Origin of the sequence: Pandoraea captiosa (assembly GCF_902459775.1) — a bacterium.
Classification (GTDB): Bacteria; Pseudomonadota; Gammaproteobacteria; order Burkholderiales; family Burkholderiaceae; genus Pandoraea; species Pandoraea captiosa.
The window spans coordinates 1,066,600-1,081,490 of the sequence record NZ_CABPSQ010000001.1; the positions used below are offsets into that span (position 1 = coordinate 1,066,600).

The window sequence follows — 14,891 nt, forward strand, 5'->3', positions numbered from 1 at the left end:
GGTTGTCGAACTATATACCACGAGTCATGGTGCTTTCGACTAGTAGTCCAAAGGGCAGAGGAGGCGCGCGATACGGACGTCATGCTGTCTGTGCACCTGACGGCGTAGATGTCACGTTCGAGACGGGCGAATCCGCAGTGGAAAGAGCACCGAATTTGCCTGAGCACAAACAAACGGCTTGATCGACGGTTATCCTTCGGAAAAATCAAGGTACCTTTTATACGCTTGACGCTTTGGCCCGCGCAGCCAGGGTTCTTTGCCCTTCGCACGGTGTGGGTTCAATACAGCGGCCTCGTGAGCGTGGGCGTGATGTCGTTCGCTATTGTGCTGTCAGTTCGCCCGGTCTGGATCGAAGCGCGGTTGAATGGACTGGACAAGATGTACCGCCTGCATAAATGGCTGGGAATTTCCGCCCTGGTCGCGGGCATCGTTCACTGGCTTGAAACCCTGCAACACTATCCGTCCCTGAAAGTTCCTGAGAGCACGCTGGAAGTCGACGAACGCTGGCAGGGTCACCGTCCGGGACAGTTTGCGTTCCTGACGTCGAACCCAAAGGAAGGCGCACACCCTTACACCATTGCCTCGGCGTGGAATCCTAAGGACCGTCTTCTCACCTTCATCACCAAGGCGCTCGGTGACCATACGAGCTCGCTGCCGGACCGTTTGCGCGTGGGGGATCGCGTGAAGGTCGAGGGGCCGTACGGCTGCTTCACTTTCGACGATGGTCGGCCTCGTCAAATCTGGATCGGTGCGGGCATCGGCATCACGCCATTCATCGCACGTATGAAGTATCTGGCACAGGTGGGGGAGAGCGGTGGAAAGATCATCGATCTCTTTCATCCGACGGCCGATCTTGAACCCGCTGCCATCGACAAGCTGCGCGCCGATGCACACGCCGCCGGCGTGCGTCTGCACTTGTTCGTTGACCGGATCGATGGTCGTCTGAGCGGCGAGCGCCTGCGCGAACTGATGCCCGAGTGGAAGCAGGCCAGTGTCTGGTTTTGCGGTCCGGTGGCCTTTGCCCACGCGTTGCGCGCGGACCTCACGGCGCATGGTCTGTCTGACGACGCGTTCCATCAGGAGTTGTTCGAAATGCGTTAGTGCATACTGAGGACTCGGCTGCTAGCCCGATTCAAAATATCTTCAATTTGTTACCACCATAATCATTGTCATGAGGAGTGCGACCTATGGGAAACGTTGGTGGTACCAAAAGAAAGCGGGTAGGACCGCTACTTAGGGGGTATTTGTGGATCGTCGTGGCCGCGTTCGTGATTACAGCGGGGTGGGGCACCGTTCGCGCGGTGCGCGCAATGCAGTTGAAAAGCGCCGAGCAAGCGTGGCCCAGCGCCGAAGCAAGTATTACCGGAAGTACCGTCAGAGAGTCGCACAGCAAAAGTGGGGTTCGCTGGTCACCTGTCTGGACATACGTCTACACGGTTGAAGGGCGTTCGTACACGAGCAATAGCATTGCGGTGGCAAACGGCTATGACGCGAATTGGTATGACGATCGGGCTTCTGCCGAGCGGGACGCGGCTTCACGGAGCATTGGCTCGCAAGTGAATGCCTATTACGACCCGGCCGCCCCAGAGCGCTCAGTCCTGGATCGCCGCACTTCGACCGAAGGCGATTGGATGTCGTTGGGCGTATCTATCCTGCTCGTAATCGTTGCCGCATGGATCTGCTGGATGCTCATGACGGCACCGGCCTTCACGGGGCGCGAACGACCGAGAAAGATCCGGACGTTTGGCTGACCAGCCGAAGTGCGGGAGGCACGTGAGCGTTTGGGCTGTCTCGCAGATTTGGCGCCCAGATTGCTGTCCGCGGACTCGGGTGGTTTTCGATCCCGCCCCAAGAGTCATTCATTTCAATGACTTACGTGACGCTACAAAAACGGCCAAATCTATTATTTAACATAATGTACATTATGCGATTATCAGATGACCGATTCCGGCATCGAAAAGTCGTCGATCGTGCTTCGGGGGATCGCGTCGCTCGACTCGCTCCACGCGCCGCAGCCAGCCTTCCACTTGCTCAACCCACGCGCTCCCGCACAGCAGACGCATCAATGAGTTCAAATGTCACTCTCAATTCAAACTCAATTGGAAACTACGCCCACATGTCGAGTCAATTTATTGACTCATATAAGTGAGAGAGTTAAGATTCTACCAAATACCGACTCAAGCACCACAGATACCTGCATGGAGGCCTCGATGAATCCAGACCGACGTTATCGGAGCGGCGAGGCCGCCAAGCTTGTCGATATGCCGGCCGCCACGTTGCGCATCTGGGAGCAGCGTTATGGCGTGGTTTCGCCCCCGACCAGTGCCTCTGGCCAGCGCCTGTATTCGGACATGGACGTGGTTCGGCTCAGAACGATCAAATCGTTGGTCGATAAGGGGCATGCCATCAGCGCCATCGCGCACCTGGATAACGATCAGTTGCTTCGTATATCCTCCGGCGCGGCCAGTATCGAGCCGGCGGACATCCCACGCAGCGCGAAGCTGCTCCTCGTCGGTTTCAGCGACGGGTTGATACCCGATTTGCCCGCGGGCGTCACCCTCAAGACCTTCCGCACGATCGACGAGATTCCGCACGCCGATGACGACAAGAGCACGGCGACCGGCATTGTGCTCCGCGTCGAGGCCATGCACGAAGATACCGTGCTCTCGATTGCCGCCGCCGCGCGGCGCGCTCGTTGCCACCAAATACTCGTGGTTTATGCCTTCGGCACACGTCGTGCCGTCGATCTTGCACGTCTCGAGGGCATGCAACTGACGCGCACTTCGGACGCCCTGCTCCACACACGTGACTTGCTTATCGGGTTCGCGAGGAAGTTGGCGCATGACGAACGCGCGGCCTCGGCTCGCGAGCCGCTTTGGTCAAGGTCACCACGGCGCTTCGATGAACAAACGCTGACCCGACTCGCGCAGCAGTCTTCAACGATCGCGTGCGAGTGCCCCAAACACCTCGTCGAACTGGTGCTGCAAATCGCGGCGTTCGAGCGTTACAGCGACGCATGTCAGTCGCGCTCGTCGGCCGATGCCCTGCTTCATCAACATCTCGGCGATGTCGCCAACCGGGCCGTCACCCTGTTCGAAGACGCGCTGGCTGCGCTTGTCGAACACGAGGGTTGGTCAGTTCCGGCTTCCACGAGCGCGCCCCGGCGCGACATTCGCTAACACACGATTCGCGTTATCCCCCTCTTCCACCGGGAGCATTTCATGGGCGCAGTCATCGATTCTCAACCGGCCATCACGCAGGCACCGCAAGACGGAATGCCGCTTTCGCAGGCAATCCGTCAGCGTCTTCGCAATGCCGGCGTGCGTTTTCACGCCAACGACAATGTCTCCGCCCACCTTCGCGAAGGCGACGTCGACAGACTCCAGGATGAAGTCGCGTTACATATCGAGAACGCCCTGCGTGCGCTCGTCATCGACGTCGACAACGACCACAACACGCGAGAAACGGCCAAACGTGTCGCCAAAATGTTCGTGAAAGAGGTGTTTGCGGGACGCTATGAACCCGCGCCGGCGATCACCGAATTCCCGAACATCGGACAGCTGAACGAACTTACGCTGATCGGCCCGCTGCGCGTGCGCAGCGCCTGCTCGCACCATCTGTGCCCGATCATGGGACACGCGTGGATTGGTGTGTTGCCCAACGCGGACTCCAATTTGCCCGGCCTGTCGAAATATGCCCGGTTGCTCAACTGGGTCATGGCGCGGCCTCAGATTCAGGAAGAAGCCGTCAAGCAGATTGCCGACCTGCTCGAAGACAAGATCGCGCCGGACGGACTGGCAGTCGTCATGGAAGCCGATCACTTCTGCATGCACTGGCGCGGCACAAAGGATGACGGCGCTCGCATGGTGAGCAGCGTCATGCGCGGGCGATTTCTGGAGGATCCGGCCCTTCGCCGGGAATTCCTGGCGCTGATGTCGGCGCGCAATCGCTGAACGAAATATGACCGCGTTGCGGTATCAAAGGACCGACATGAGAGACAACACTGGCATCACCGCGTCGCTGCGCCTGCCGCTTTTGGGGCTGCTCACGTTCGCGCTCGTGCTTCTTTCGGCCTGTGCAAGCACGACGCCCCCGCCGGGTGTCGTTCCTGTCTCGCCATTCGACATTGGTCGTTATGAGGGACGCTGGTATGAATTGGCACGTCTGGACCACTCGTTCGAGCGCGGCATGGTCGATGTCTCCGCCACTTACACGCGCGACTCGGACGGTAGCGTCAAAGTGCGCAACCGAGGATTCGATCCGGCGAGCGGGCGCTGGAAGGAAGCCATCGGCAAGGCCCGGTTCATCGGTCCAACGGATGTCGCCTCGCTGAAGGTGTCGTTCTTCGGGCCCTTTTACGGTGGCTACCACGTCGCGGCCCTCGATCCCGACTATCGGTGGGCGCTCGTGCTGGGGCCCGATACCGGTTATTGCTGGATCCTTGCCCGGGACAAACACCTCGACAACGCACAACTGAAACAAATCGTCGCACGCGCGCAAGCCCTTGGCGTCGATACGACGTCGCTTATCTGGGTGAGCCAGAACGGGACCGACCCCGTGCAATGACATGCACCGCAAGCCCTTTCTCCCAAGCCGACTCTGCCAGACGTGCGGCAAACCGTTCGTCTGGCGCAAACGCTGGGCGAAGACATGGGAGGACGTGAAGTACTGCTCCGAGCGCTGTCGGCGCAACCGCACTTCAGCAGCATGACTCGGCGACATGACCCGGTCTCACGACAGGGCGCTCGCCGCAACGATTCACCGGGAAGACGCGGTTTCCTCCACTGTGAGACGTTCCGATGTGTCGCAGCCTGCATCGCTCGCGCGTCTCTCGTTCCCTTTCACAAACGCTGCGACGTCCTGTAAAACGGGGAAAAAGCGACGCAGCGGCGCACTGATCGCCCCCAGCATCATCGCGTGGCCAAGGTCGTAGTGGCAAATCTCCACTGCGACGTGCATCTCGCGCAAACGCTGCGCAAAGCGGACCGTGTTGCCGGGTTCCACGATGCGATCCGTGTCCCCTACCCCCAGGAACATGGGCGGCTCCCGCCCCGTCACGAACCGTATCGGCTGACTTGCCTCCCTTACCGCTTCCGGAAATACCCGCCGAAGCGTTCCGCTTTGCAGCGGCAGAAAGTCATACGGGCCGGCCAGTCCGATCACCCCCGAGATCGCACGGGTCGTCAAACCGGCATGCCGTAAATATCGCTCGTCGGTCGCCAGCAAGGCCGCGATCTGCGCGCCCGCGGAATGTCCCATGAGAAACACACGCCGGGGATCGCCGCCGAACACTCCGGCGTGATCGACCGTCCATCGCACGGCCTTTGCCGCGTCATCCATGAAGGCGGGAAACGTGACGTCGGGATACGTTCGATAGTCGGGAATGATCGTGAGAAACCCCTGCGAGGCCAACGCTTCGCCGACAAAGCGATATTCCGCGCGGTCTCCGCTTTGCCAGCTACCGCCATAAAAGAACACGACGACCGGCAGCTTCGTCGAAGATGCCTCGGCATGCGCAGGGACATAAACATCGAGCCGCAGCCGCTGCGCAGCACCGTACGCGACGTCGGTAACGCTGTGGTAGGTCGTGCCGGGCGTTAGCGCGTTAATGACGTTGATGGGGGCACATGCGCAGAGGGTCGCACACGCCGAGAATACGGAGAGAAGACGGGAAAGTTTTTTTGGGGGCATGTCGTATGACACTATGTTCGGCACGGAACGCCGGTCCGTTCCCGCGCCAGCCAAATGGGGGCGATGACCTGCACGATCGCGAATCGATACGTCGCAATGCGAATCGCTGGCCCTCCATCGCCCCTCGTGCGGCAGTCACGCCCATGCGCCACTGCCGCGCACGTCCGCGCACGCCATTACGGCATCAACACCTTGTCGACGACGTGGATGACGCCGTTCGACTGCATGACATCGCCAATCGTGACCCGGGCGGTCCCCCCTTTGTCGTCGGTCACGCTCAGTTGGCCGCCCTGCACCATGAACGTCAGTGCATCGCCCTCAACGGTTTTCAGCGTCGCCTTGCCTCCGCCATCCCTGACGGCTTTCATCAGATCCTGAGCCGACAGTCGCCCCGGAACGACGTGATACGTCAATACCTTCACGAGCGCTGGCTTGCTTTCCGGCTTGAGGAGTCCGTCGACAGCGCCGGCGGGAAGCGCTGCGAACGCTTCGTTGGTGGGCGCGAAAACCGTGAACGGCCCGGGACCGGAAAGCGTGTCCACAAGGCCCGCCGCCTTCACTGCCGCGACCAGCGTTGTGTGGTCCTTCGAGTTGACGGCGTTCTGAACGATGTTCTTTGACGGATACATGGGCGCACCACCCACCATGACCGTTGACTCCTTCGAGTCCATGGCGGCAGACACCGTGATCGCCTGGAGGCCGGCGACGGCCCCGACAGACAAGAGTACCGCGAGAAATCCGGCTGACTTGGTTGTCTTCATTCCTTCACCCGATTGATGGCGCTTCTCCGATTTGGAAGCCATCTCAAATACGAGCGACGCGAGCGTTCGGATGCACCCCGCATCAACAATCTTTGGCGACGATGCATCCGCCGACCGTCTCGGTCCGTATAGAGGAATGTGCCGACTCTCGTCCTGACGTCATGAGCCATTTCAATCCCATCCGCGCGAAGGAAAACACGCATCTCACCACCGCGCGCCTGTCGTCACGCCTCAGACGCGCCGTCCGGCTGGTTTGCGCGATGACCACGGCGCTGGTCGCGGCATGTTCAGGGTCGCCGCCGAACCCGAATCCCTGGGCCGATCTGCCGCTCCAGACCGTGCCGGTCGACTTGCCGCGCTATATGGGGCGCTGGTATGTCATTGCCAACATCCCCTACTTCGCCGAGCGCGACTTCGTTGGCAGCCGTGCCGAATGGGTGCTGCGCGACGACGGTCGAATCGACGACCACTTTTACGGGCGCAAGGGATCGTTCGATCAGCCGGAGCAGCACTATCAGTTTGTCGACACGGTCGTGCCCGGCAGCGGCGGCGGACACTGGCGGGTGCGTCTCTTCTGGCCGGTATATGTTTCGCAACTGACGCTGTATGTCGATCCGGACTACCGGTACACCCTGCTTGGCTACCCCGACAAATCGCTGGGCTGGATCTTCTCGCGCGAGCCTGTGATGGACGACGCAACCTACCGAAAGCTGCTGACCCGCTTCGACGAAATGGGCTACGACACCTCGCGCTTTCGGCGTGTGCCGCAAGTCGCGAATCAGATGGGTCAGCCCGGCTTCGCCAGCCCCGGTGAACGCGATTGAGTGCGACTGAGTGCGCTTGAGCCCGCCTGGACACGGTGTGGACGGCATCGATCGCGATGGAATGCGATCGAGTTGCAAGATCACGTGCGATTGCATCGCATCCGATGTAGCGATACAGTAGCCCACATACACCGGGACTCAAACGAAGCCAACTACGCCATGACACGCAAGACCCAGCCCGCAGCGGCCCCCCTGCCGCTGACCGATTTCCTCTGTTTCGCGATCTATTCCACCAATCTTGCCTTCGGCAAAGCCTACAAGCCCATTCTTCAGGCGCTTGGGCTGACCTACACCCAGTACATCGTGATCATCGCGCTCTGGGAAGAAGACCATCAGACAGTGAGCAGCCTGGGCGAGAAGCTCTTTCTCGAATCGAACACCCTCACGCCAATGCTCAAGAAGCTCGAAGCGATGGGCTACGTCAGCCGAGCGCGCAATACGGCGGACGAACGGCAGGTCGTGCTCAGCCTCACCGACGAAGGGCGGAAGTTGCGCGAGAAGGCGTTCTCCGCGGATCTGACCGACGCTTGCGGGCTGAGCGCCAACGAGTTCCAGCACATTCGCGAGTCCATCGTCGCGCTGCGCACGAACCTCCTCAAGCACGTCGCCGAGCACGAGTAAGGCCGGACCCGGGGGCATTGCGCGCAGTTTTCGCACTTTTCGGTAAACTGTCGGTTTCCGGAAGGCGCTGCCTCCCGCTGCCGAACCCGCATCCCCCATGTCGAACACCCACGAAATCCGCCCCGGCCAGTCGATCGAGCTGCTCAAGGAACTACACATCCTGACACGCGACGGCAAGATGAATCAGGACAGCCGCCGCAAGCTAAAACAGGTCTATCACCTGTTTCAATTCATCGAACCGCTGCTCCAGGAAGTCAAGACGGCGAATGGCCGTGTGACGCTCGTGGACCACGGCGCAGGCAAGTCCTATCTGGGCTTCATCCTCTACGACCTGTTCTTCAAGGCGCTGGCGGACGACTCTCATATCTTCGGCATCGAAACCCGCGAAGCGCTCGTCACGACCTCGACGGCACTGGCCGAGCGCCTCGGATTCCCCGGCATGTCGTTCCTGAATCTGTCCGTGGCGGACTCGATCACGTCCCCAGCGTTGCCCGAGACGGTCGATGTCGTGACCGCCCTGCACGCCTGCAATACCGCAACGGACGACGCGATCCGCTTCGCGCTGGCCAAACAGGCTCGCCACATCGTGCTGGTCCCATGCTGTCAGGCCGAAGTCGCTGCCGTGCTGCGCAAGCACAAGGGCCAGCAACTCGGCGGCAACCCGCTCACCGAAATCTGGCGTCATCCGCTGCACACGCGCGAGTTCGGCAGTCAGGTGACCAACGTGCTGCGGTGCCTGCAACTGGAAGCTCATGGCTATCAGGTCAGCGTGACCGAACTGGTGGGCTGGGAACATTCGATGAAAAATGAGCTGATCATCGCGCAGTACAAGGATCTGCCGCGACGCCGCCCCGCCGAACGCCTGGAAAGCGTGCTGGCATCGCTGGGACTCGAAGAGATGCGTGAACGCTTCTTCACCGGTCCGGTTCCGGCGTCGCTTCCGGCCGCCTGAGCGTCGCTCTGAGCATCGCCGCCTGCACCATCGGCGGCCCCCGAACCTCGCCTAAATCTCCACTGCCCTGAACCCCGGTTGCCGGAACGGATGCGCTTCGGCGAACGCCGGCATCTCGAAGCAGCGCTTTGCTAGGGCCGCTACGCGGGGATAGGCAGCGAGATCCACCTTGTACAATTCGCCGATGATCGTCTGAGCGGCAATGCAGATGTCGGCGATTGTCGGCGTCGCACCCACGGCAAACGGCGCCGCGGGGCGCTTTTCCAGCATTCGCTCGTAGGTGGCAAGCCCCTCCCTCGCCCAATGGGCACACCACGCTTCGACGCCGTCCAGACCAGCGCCGTACGTCTGCGCAAGGTGCTTGCGCACCCTCGGCACCACAAACGGATGCGAATCCGCGACCGACACCAGCGCCATTGCGCGCGCGTATGCCCGGTCTGACGGATTGCCCGGCATCAGGCGGGGCGTCGGATGCATCTCGTCCAGAAACTCCATGATGGCCAGCGACTGGAAGACTCGCTGACCGTGATACACGAGCGTAGGCACGACACGTTCCGCATTCACGGCGGCGTAATCACCGTCGAACTGATGCCCCGCGAGAATATCCACCTCGATTTCTTCATAGGGCAGTTGCTTGAGCGCAAGTGCGACTTTCACGCGAAACGCGGCGTTCGAGCGCCAGAAGCCATAAAGCTGAATGGTCATGGGACGGTCCAATCGTCGAAGCATCAAAGATCAAAGGGAACGCAAATGCCGCTGACCCGCCAACGCGCACCAACGATTGCATTTGCAACTGAATCGACGCCATGATGCCATTCGACGATTGCATTTGCAATTCAACTTATTCGGGATAGGGATGCCAGCCCTCGCCCGTGCCGTAGGCCACAAACGCATCCCTTCGTATTTGCCTTGTGGGTGCATCCGAATGCCGCCGTCATCCGTATTCGTCGACATGAACCCTTCGAGGCATCTCGCCATGACGGCTGCCAGCCCCCGCCTGCCAAGCACTGTGCGTCATTGCGCGCCGGAGATGCTATATTGCGCGGATCATCACTGTTATGGCCCGTGCCGGGGCCTCGTCCGCATGAGCGACATGCCCGCAAGCGAGAGTCGACCCAGCTCAGAAAGCCGCCAAAGTGCCGCCGATGCCCAAGCCGCGACAACTGCCGCAAGTGCACCGGACTCGACACTCAATCGCATGCTAAGCGCCGTCGGTCGGGCCGATCGCGAAGCGTTCGCCGAGTTGTACCGGGTAACGTCCTCGCGGCTGTTCGGCGTGATCCTTCGCATGGTCCGCGACCGCGCGGAAGCGGAAGACCTGCTGCAGGACGTTTTCGTCAACATCTGGCGACGGGCAGACGCCTTCGACGCGACACGCGGCAACGCCATGACCTGGCTGATCACGATGGCCCGCAACCGGACGATCGATCGGCTGCGCGAGCATCGCGAAGCTGCCCTCGACGAAGCCGACGCCCTTGCCGTTCCATCCGAAGACCCGACCCCCGCCGCACTGGCTGAAGCCACCCAGGCCCGGCAGCGTCTCGAACAATGCATGCAACGACTGGAGCCGCAGCAGCGCGGCGTGGTGCGTGAGGCGTTCTTTAGCGGTGCGTCGTACAGTGAACTTGCGGCCCGGCTGAGCGTGCCGCTCGGGACTTTGAAAAGCTGGATCCGGCGCAGCCTGATGCAGTTGAAGGTGTGCCTCGACCAATGACTACCCCCGCCACCCCGGAAGACGACCTTCGCTGCGCCGAATATGCGCTCGGTGTTCTGGACACTGCCGAGCGGCGCGCGCTCGAACAGTCGGCCAGCACCAATCCCCAGATTCAGGCAAGCCTCGATCAGTGGCAGCAGCGCATTGCGCCGCTGGCCGAGGATGTGCCCGCAGTCGAGCCGCCGGTACGCGTATGGCAACGAATTCAGCGAGACCTCGGCTTTGCGGTGAACACCGGCGTGAAGCCCGCGGCACAGGCGTCGTTGTGGGACAACCTGAATCTGTGGCGCTGGCTGGGCATCGGTGCGAGCGTAGCGGCCATGGCGCTGCTCGCCGTGAACGTCAATACGCTGCGTCGACCGGACAGCCCTGCTCCGGCGGTCTCAAGCGCTTACATGGTGGCCACGATCGCGCGTCAGGACGGTGTCGCCCACTGGACGGCGACCGTCGATACGCGCCGCGCGAACATGGTGGTCGTGCCGGCGGTCAAGCCGACGATCGCCGCTGGCAAGGCAACCGAACTCTGGCTGATTCCGAAGGACGCCAAGCCCATCGCACTGGGCGTCTTTGCCGCGGATCAACCGGCGTCCATGACGCTGCCCGCGGACATCCTCGCGAAGATCGACGGCAACGCGGTGCTTGCGGTGTCCATCGAACCGCCGGGCGGTTCGCCGACCGGACAGCCCACGGGGCCGGTGGTCGCCACAGGCGCCATCCGTCCGGCGTGATTCCGGTGTTCCCGGCCCTCCCTCACTAGCCATGTCCCAAAAAGTTGCTTCGTCCAAGGATTGGGTGATGCGCGCGACGCCCTTGCAAGGCGTCGAGCGTATCGAAGCCTGGTTCCAGGACAAGGCCTACGCCATGCATCGCCACGATACGTACGCCATCGGCCGTACGCTCGCCGGCGTGCAGCGCTTCAACTATCGACGCGATCAGCGCGACAGTTTGCCGGGCAACACCATGGTGCTGCACCCGGATGAAGCGCATGACGGGCAGGCGGGCACCAGCGAGGGGTTCCGTTACCGGATGATTTACGTCGAACCGGCGCTCTTTCAGGAAGTGCTGGGCGGACAGGCGCTCCCGTTTATCGAGGGTGGTGTGTCGACGGACCCTCGCCTGGCAGCCGCAACGCAAAGCCTGTTGCAGCATGTCGGCCATACGCTGGAGCCCCTCGAACAGAGCGATGCGCTCACGGAACTGGCGCATGCGCTTGCGGACGTCTCGGGCATGTCTCGCGTTCCGGAGAAAGGCGACTACGTCGCAGCACAGCGCGCACGCGACTATCTGCATGCGAATTGCTCGCGCGTCGTTACGCTGGAGGAAGTGGAAGCCGCCACCGGGCGGGATCGCTGGAGCCTGTCGAACGACTTTCGCACCTTTTACGGCACCAGCCCATATCGTTACCTCACGATGCGCCGCCTCGATGCCGTGCGTCGCCAGCTGCTCTCGGGCACCTCGCTGGCCACGGCGGCGGCCGAAGCGGGATTCGCCGATCAGAGCCACATGAGCCGCCATTTCCTCAAGGCTTTCGGCCTCACCCCTGGCCGCTGGCGCCAGATCGCCAGGGGGATGAGCGGCGTTTGAGCCCGCCACGGCTCTCGGCGGCTCTCCACGGCTCTCCACCCACGATCGTTCAATACGCCCTGCTCGACGCGACGTACTCTCGACATCTTCACCCCAAGAACGGAGAGAACGATGTCTGCATCCCCCCATGCCCATGGCGCACCTGCGTCGCGCGGCCAATGCGAAGCGATTGATCTTGCAGGGAAAATTGCACTGATCGACGGTCACTGGCAGCCGCGCGTCGTGGCCGAAATGAACGACTACCAGTTCAAGGTCGTCAAGCTTCAGGGTGAGTTCGTCTGGCACCAGCACGCCGACACCGACGAGACCTTCATCGTGCTGGAGGGCGAGTTGCGCATCGACTTCCGGGGCGGTCCCGCCGGAGATGGCTCGATGCAGCTTCGCGCCGGTCAGATGGGTGTCGTGCCGAAGGGCGTGGCGCACAGACCATACGCGCTGACCGAAGTGAAACTCTTGCTGATCGAGCCACGCGGCGTCGCGAATACCGGCGATGGCGCGGCCACCGAGCGCACCGTCGCGAACGATCAGTGGATCTAAGGCGGCCGCCCGGGTACCCGCCTCCCGGGCGGCCGGGTTTGCGCGGTTTGCGCGGTTTGCACCGTTTGCACCTCGCTCCCCCTCAAAAATAGTTTTCACCGCATGCATCCGAATGGGCGCGTCGTCGGTATAGAGCGATATCGAATCGCGATGCCATCCCGATTCCGTTCGATTCCGCTTTCCGACCCGCCCACGGAGCCCGCATGCCAGTCGTCGCAGCAGCCGTCATCGCGTTCGCAGGAACGAGCCTTGCGCTAAGCGCCGCGTGGATCTACCAATGGCGCACGCTTAACGCAGGCATGGTCGATCCCGTTTGGGCGGCCACGCTCGGAGGCATTGCTGTACTGGCCGCCGCCATGGGCACGGGCGACGTCACGAATCGCCTGTTCGTCGGTATCGCGGGCGGTCTTTGGGGCTTGCGTCTCGCGGTGCACCTCTGGCGCAGAAACTACGGCAAGCCGGAAGACGCGCGTTACCGGAAGTTCCGCGACCAATGGGGCGACGCGGCCGGGCGCAACATGTTCTGGTTCTTTCAGTTGCAAGGCGTGATCGCGATGTTGCTCGCGATGGCGTTCTTCGTGCCCGCCTTCAATCCGACAGCGCCGTCACCGCTCGCCCTGATTTCAGCCTCGCTCATCTGGCTCGCGGCAGTTACCGGCGAGGCGGCCGCCGACCGCCAGTTGCGACGCTTTTGCGCCGACAGCCGACATCGCACCCAGGTCTGTCAGGTCGGCTGGTGGCGATATTCCCGGCATCCCAACTACTTTTTCGAATGCCTGCACTGGTGCGCCTATCCGGCGCTGGCCTTCGGTGCCCCCGGTGCGTGGCTGACGATACTCCCGCCATTGCTCATGGCGTGGTTGCTGCTCAAGATCTCGGGCATCCCCTTGCTCGAAGCGCACCTGATGCGCTCGCGTCCCGCCTACAAGGTCTACCAGCAAACCACCAGTGTGCTCGTTCCGTGGCCTCCGAAGCCGGCCACACAAGCGCCCTCACCCTGATTTCGACCGTCGACGCCAGGAGTCAGACCCATGACCGTTTCCCTCACGCAACCGCCCGCATCCCCCATGCCCTCACATGAGGAGACCGGACTGATTCGCCTTTGTGAACTCGGACTCGTGCCCGACGTTGTCCTGCGCGCCGGCATGCGTGTGTTGATGCGTCAGCGGCTACGCCAGTCGCATGCCCACGACGCCGCACGGGCCGCCGCGTCGCTTGCCGCACTGGTCGACGAATTGCGGGCAAGCCCGATCGCCGTCGAAGCGCAGACCGCCAACGCGCAGCACTACGAAGTGCCCAGCGAGTTCTTCCTGGAGCATCTCGGCCCGGCCATGAAGTATTCCTGCTGCTACTACCCCAAGGGCGACGAGACGCTCTCGGGCGCAGAACAGGCCATGCTCGCGCTCTATGCCGAGCGCGCGGACATTCAGGATGGACAGCGAATTCTCGATCTGGGATGTGGCTGGGGTTCGCTCGCGCTGTGGCTGGCAGCACGCTATCCGGCCTCGCAGATCGTGGGCCTGTCGAATTCGCACGGACAGCGGCGCTTCATCGAAGCCGCCGCGGCGCGGCGAGGCATCACGAATCTGCGCATCGTCACAGGCAACGTGGCGGATTTTACATTCGACGGGCGCGACGCATCCGATGGCGCTGTCATGGCGGGCTTCGACCGCGTCATGTCCATCGAAATGTTCGAACACATGAAGAATTACGAGGCGCTGCTCGCCAAGATTGCGGGCTGGCTTCACGACGACGGCAAGCTGTTCGTGCACATCTTTGCCCATCGTCACGTCGCGTATCACTTCCAGAACGAGGACGGCAGCGACTGGATGTCACGCCACTTCTTCACCGGTGGGACCATGCCCAGCGCCGATCTGCTGCTCCACTTTCAGGACGATTTGCGTGTCGTCAACCGCTGGTGGCTGGACGGAACCCATTACGCGCGCACCGCCAATCACTGGCTCGAAGCGCTGGACGCCTCCCGCTCGCAAACGCTGCCAATCCTCGCCAAAGGCTACGGCGCACAGGCCCGCATCCAGTTTCAACGCTGGCGCATGTTCTACATGGCGGTCGCCGAACTGTTCGGCTACGCATACGGCCGCGAATGGGGGGTTGGGCATTACCTGTTCGAGAAGCGCCCCACGCACGGTGCGTCGCATCGCTCCGCCTGCGCCGAATCTCTCATCAATTCCTGACGCGAGGCATCA

18 protein-coding genes are annotated in these 14,891 nt (G+C 62.0%); 15 read left to right on the top strand and 3 right to left on the bottom strand.

All coding sequences use genetic code 11. From position 1 onward, the window contains the following. Positions 1–225 precede the first annotated feature (225 nt). From PCA31118_RS04495 to PCA31118_RS04520, 6 genes are all read left to right on the top strand, one after another. Positions 226–1,101, top strand: a complete 876-nt coding sequence (locus tag PCA31118_RS04495; RefSeq protein ID WP_246190052.1) for a ferredoxin reductase family protein — start codon at positions 226–228, stop codon at positions 1,099–1,101. 86 nt (positions 1,102–1,187) lie between these two features. Continuing rightward, positions 1,188–1,751: a DUF3592 domain-containing protein gene (locus tag PCA31118_RS04500; RefSeq protein ID WP_150623295.1), complete on the top strand. Its 564-nt coding sequence runs from the start codon at positions 1,188–1,190 to the stop codon at positions 1,749–1,751. A gap of 324 nt (positions 1,752–2,075) precedes the next feature. Then, positions 2,076–3,179, top strand: a complete 1,104-nt coding sequence (locus PCA31118_RS04505; RefSeq protein WP_150623297.1) for a MerR family transcriptional regulator — start codon at positions 2,076–2,078, stop codon at positions 3,177–3,179. 42 nt (positions 3,180–3,221) lie between these two features. Continuing rightward, positions 3,222–3,953, top strand: a complete 732-nt coding sequence (gene folE / locus PCA31118_RS04510) for a GTP cyclohydrolase I (RefSeq protein WP_150623299.1) — start codon at positions 3,222–3,224, stop codon at positions 3,951–3,953. A gap of 37 nt (positions 3,954–3,990) precedes the next feature. Beyond that, positions 3,991–4,566: a lipocalin family protein gene (locus tag PCA31118_RS04515; protein ID WP_150623301.1), complete on the top strand. Its 576-nt coding sequence runs from the start codon at positions 3,991–3,993 to the stop codon at positions 4,564–4,566. Between the two features lies 1 nt (position 4,567). Further along, the gene (locus PCA31118_RS04520) at positions 4,568–4,711 is read left to right on the top strand and encodes a DUF2256 domain-containing protein (protein ID WP_150623303.1); all 144 of its coding nucleotides are present in this window, start codon (positions 4,568–4,570) and stop codon (positions 4,709–4,711) included. A 47-nt stretch (positions 4,712–4,758) separates the two neighbouring features. Here PCA31118_RS04520 and PCA31118_RS04525 read toward each other — a convergent pair whose 3' ends face one another. Both PCA31118_RS04525 and PCA31118_RS04530 read right to left on the bottom strand, forming a co-directional pair. Beyond that, a complete protein-coding gene (locus PCA31118_RS04525; RefSeq protein ID WP_150623305.1) occupies positions 4,759–5,691 on the bottom strand; it encodes an alpha/beta hydrolase in 933 nt (310 codons plus the stop codon). A gap of 176 nt (positions 5,692–5,867) precedes the next feature. Then, positions 5,868–6,452 (bottom strand): fasciclin domain-containing protein, encoded by a 585-nt coding sequence (locus PCA31118_RS04530; protein WP_150623307.1) that lies wholly within the window; start codon positions 6,450–6,452, stop codon positions 5,868–5,870. A gap of 260 nt (positions 6,453–6,712) precedes the next feature. On the opposite strand from PCA31118_RS04530, the gene PCA31118_RS04535 reads away from it, so the two are divergent. The 3 genes from PCA31118_RS04535 to PCA31118_RS04545 all read left to right on the top strand — a co-directional run bounded on the left by PCA31118_RS04535 (position 6,713) and on the right by PCA31118_RS04545 (position 8,849). Further along, a complete protein-coding gene (locus PCA31118_RS04535) occupies positions 6,713–7,276 on the top strand; it encodes a lipocalin family protein (protein ID WP_150623762.1) in 564 nt (187 codons plus the stop codon). A 159-nt stretch (positions 7,277–7,435) separates the two neighbouring features. After that, positions 7,436–7,897 (top strand): MarR family winged helix-turn-helix transcriptional regulator, encoded by a 462-nt coding sequence (locus PCA31118_RS04540; RefSeq protein WP_150623309.1) that lies wholly within the window; start codon positions 7,436–7,438, stop codon positions 7,895–7,897. 97 nt (positions 7,898–7,994) lie between these two features. Continuing rightward, positions 7,995–8,849, top strand: coding sequence for a class I SAM-dependent methyltransferase (locus PCA31118_RS04545; protein ID WP_150623311.1), 855 nt, complete (start codon positions 7,995–7,997; stop codon positions 8,847–8,849). Positions 8,850–8,900: 51 nt separating this feature from the next. On the opposite strand, the gene maiA is transcribed toward PCA31118_RS04545, so the two are convergent. After that, complete coding sequence (maiA, locus tag PCA31118_RS04550) at positions 8,901–9,554, bottom strand: maleylacetoacetate isomerase (RefSeq protein ID WP_174990324.1); 654 nt, start codon at positions 9,552–9,554, stop codon at positions 8,901–8,903. Positions 9,555–9,933: 379 nt separating this feature from the next. On the opposite strand from maiA, the gene PCA31118_RS04555 reads away from it, so the two are divergent. The 6 genes from PCA31118_RS04555 to PCA31118_RS04580 all read left to right on the top strand — a co-directional run bounded on the left by PCA31118_RS04555 (position 9,934) and on the right by PCA31118_RS04580 (position 14,879). Next, positions 9,934–10,563, top strand: coding sequence for a sigma-70 family RNA polymerase sigma factor (locus PCA31118_RS04555; RefSeq protein WP_425495314.1), 630 nt, complete (start codon positions 9,934–9,936; stop codon positions 10,561–10,563). Next, positions 10,560–11,291 carry an anti-sigma factor gene (locus tag PCA31118_RS04560; protein ID WP_150623315.1) on the top strand — a complete coding sequence of 244 codons (732 nt, stop codon included), beginning with the start codon at positions 10,560–10,562 and terminating at the stop codon, positions 11,289–11,291. Before PCA31118_RS04555 ends, PCA31118_RS04560 begins: the two co-directional genes overlap by 4 nt. Positions 11,292–11,358: 67 nt before the next feature. Further along, the gene (locus tag PCA31118_RS04565) at positions 11,359–12,147 is read left to right on the top strand and encodes an AraC family transcriptional regulator (protein ID WP_425495315.1); all 789 of its coding nucleotides are present in this window, start codon (positions 11,359–11,361) and stop codon (positions 12,145–12,147) included. 111 nt (positions 12,148–12,258) lie between these two features. After that, entirely contained in the window at positions 12,259–12,684 is a 426-nt protein-coding gene (locus tag PCA31118_RS04570) for a cupin domain-containing protein (protein ID WP_150623319.1), read from the top strand. 203 nt (positions 12,685–12,887) lie between these two features. Next, positions 12,888–13,685 (top strand): DUF1295 domain-containing protein, encoded by a 798-nt coding sequence (locus PCA31118_RS04575; protein WP_150623321.1) that lies wholly within the window; start codon positions 12,888–12,890, stop codon positions 13,683–13,685. A 30-nt stretch (positions 13,686–13,715) separates the two neighbouring features. Then, positions 13,716–14,879 carry an SAM-dependent methyltransferase gene (locus PCA31118_RS04580; RefSeq protein ID WP_150623323.1) on the top strand — a complete coding sequence of 388 codons (1,164 nt, stop codon included), beginning with the start codon at positions 13,716–13,718 and terminating at the stop codon, positions 14,877–14,879. Positions 14,880–14,891: the final 12 nt, after the last annotated feature.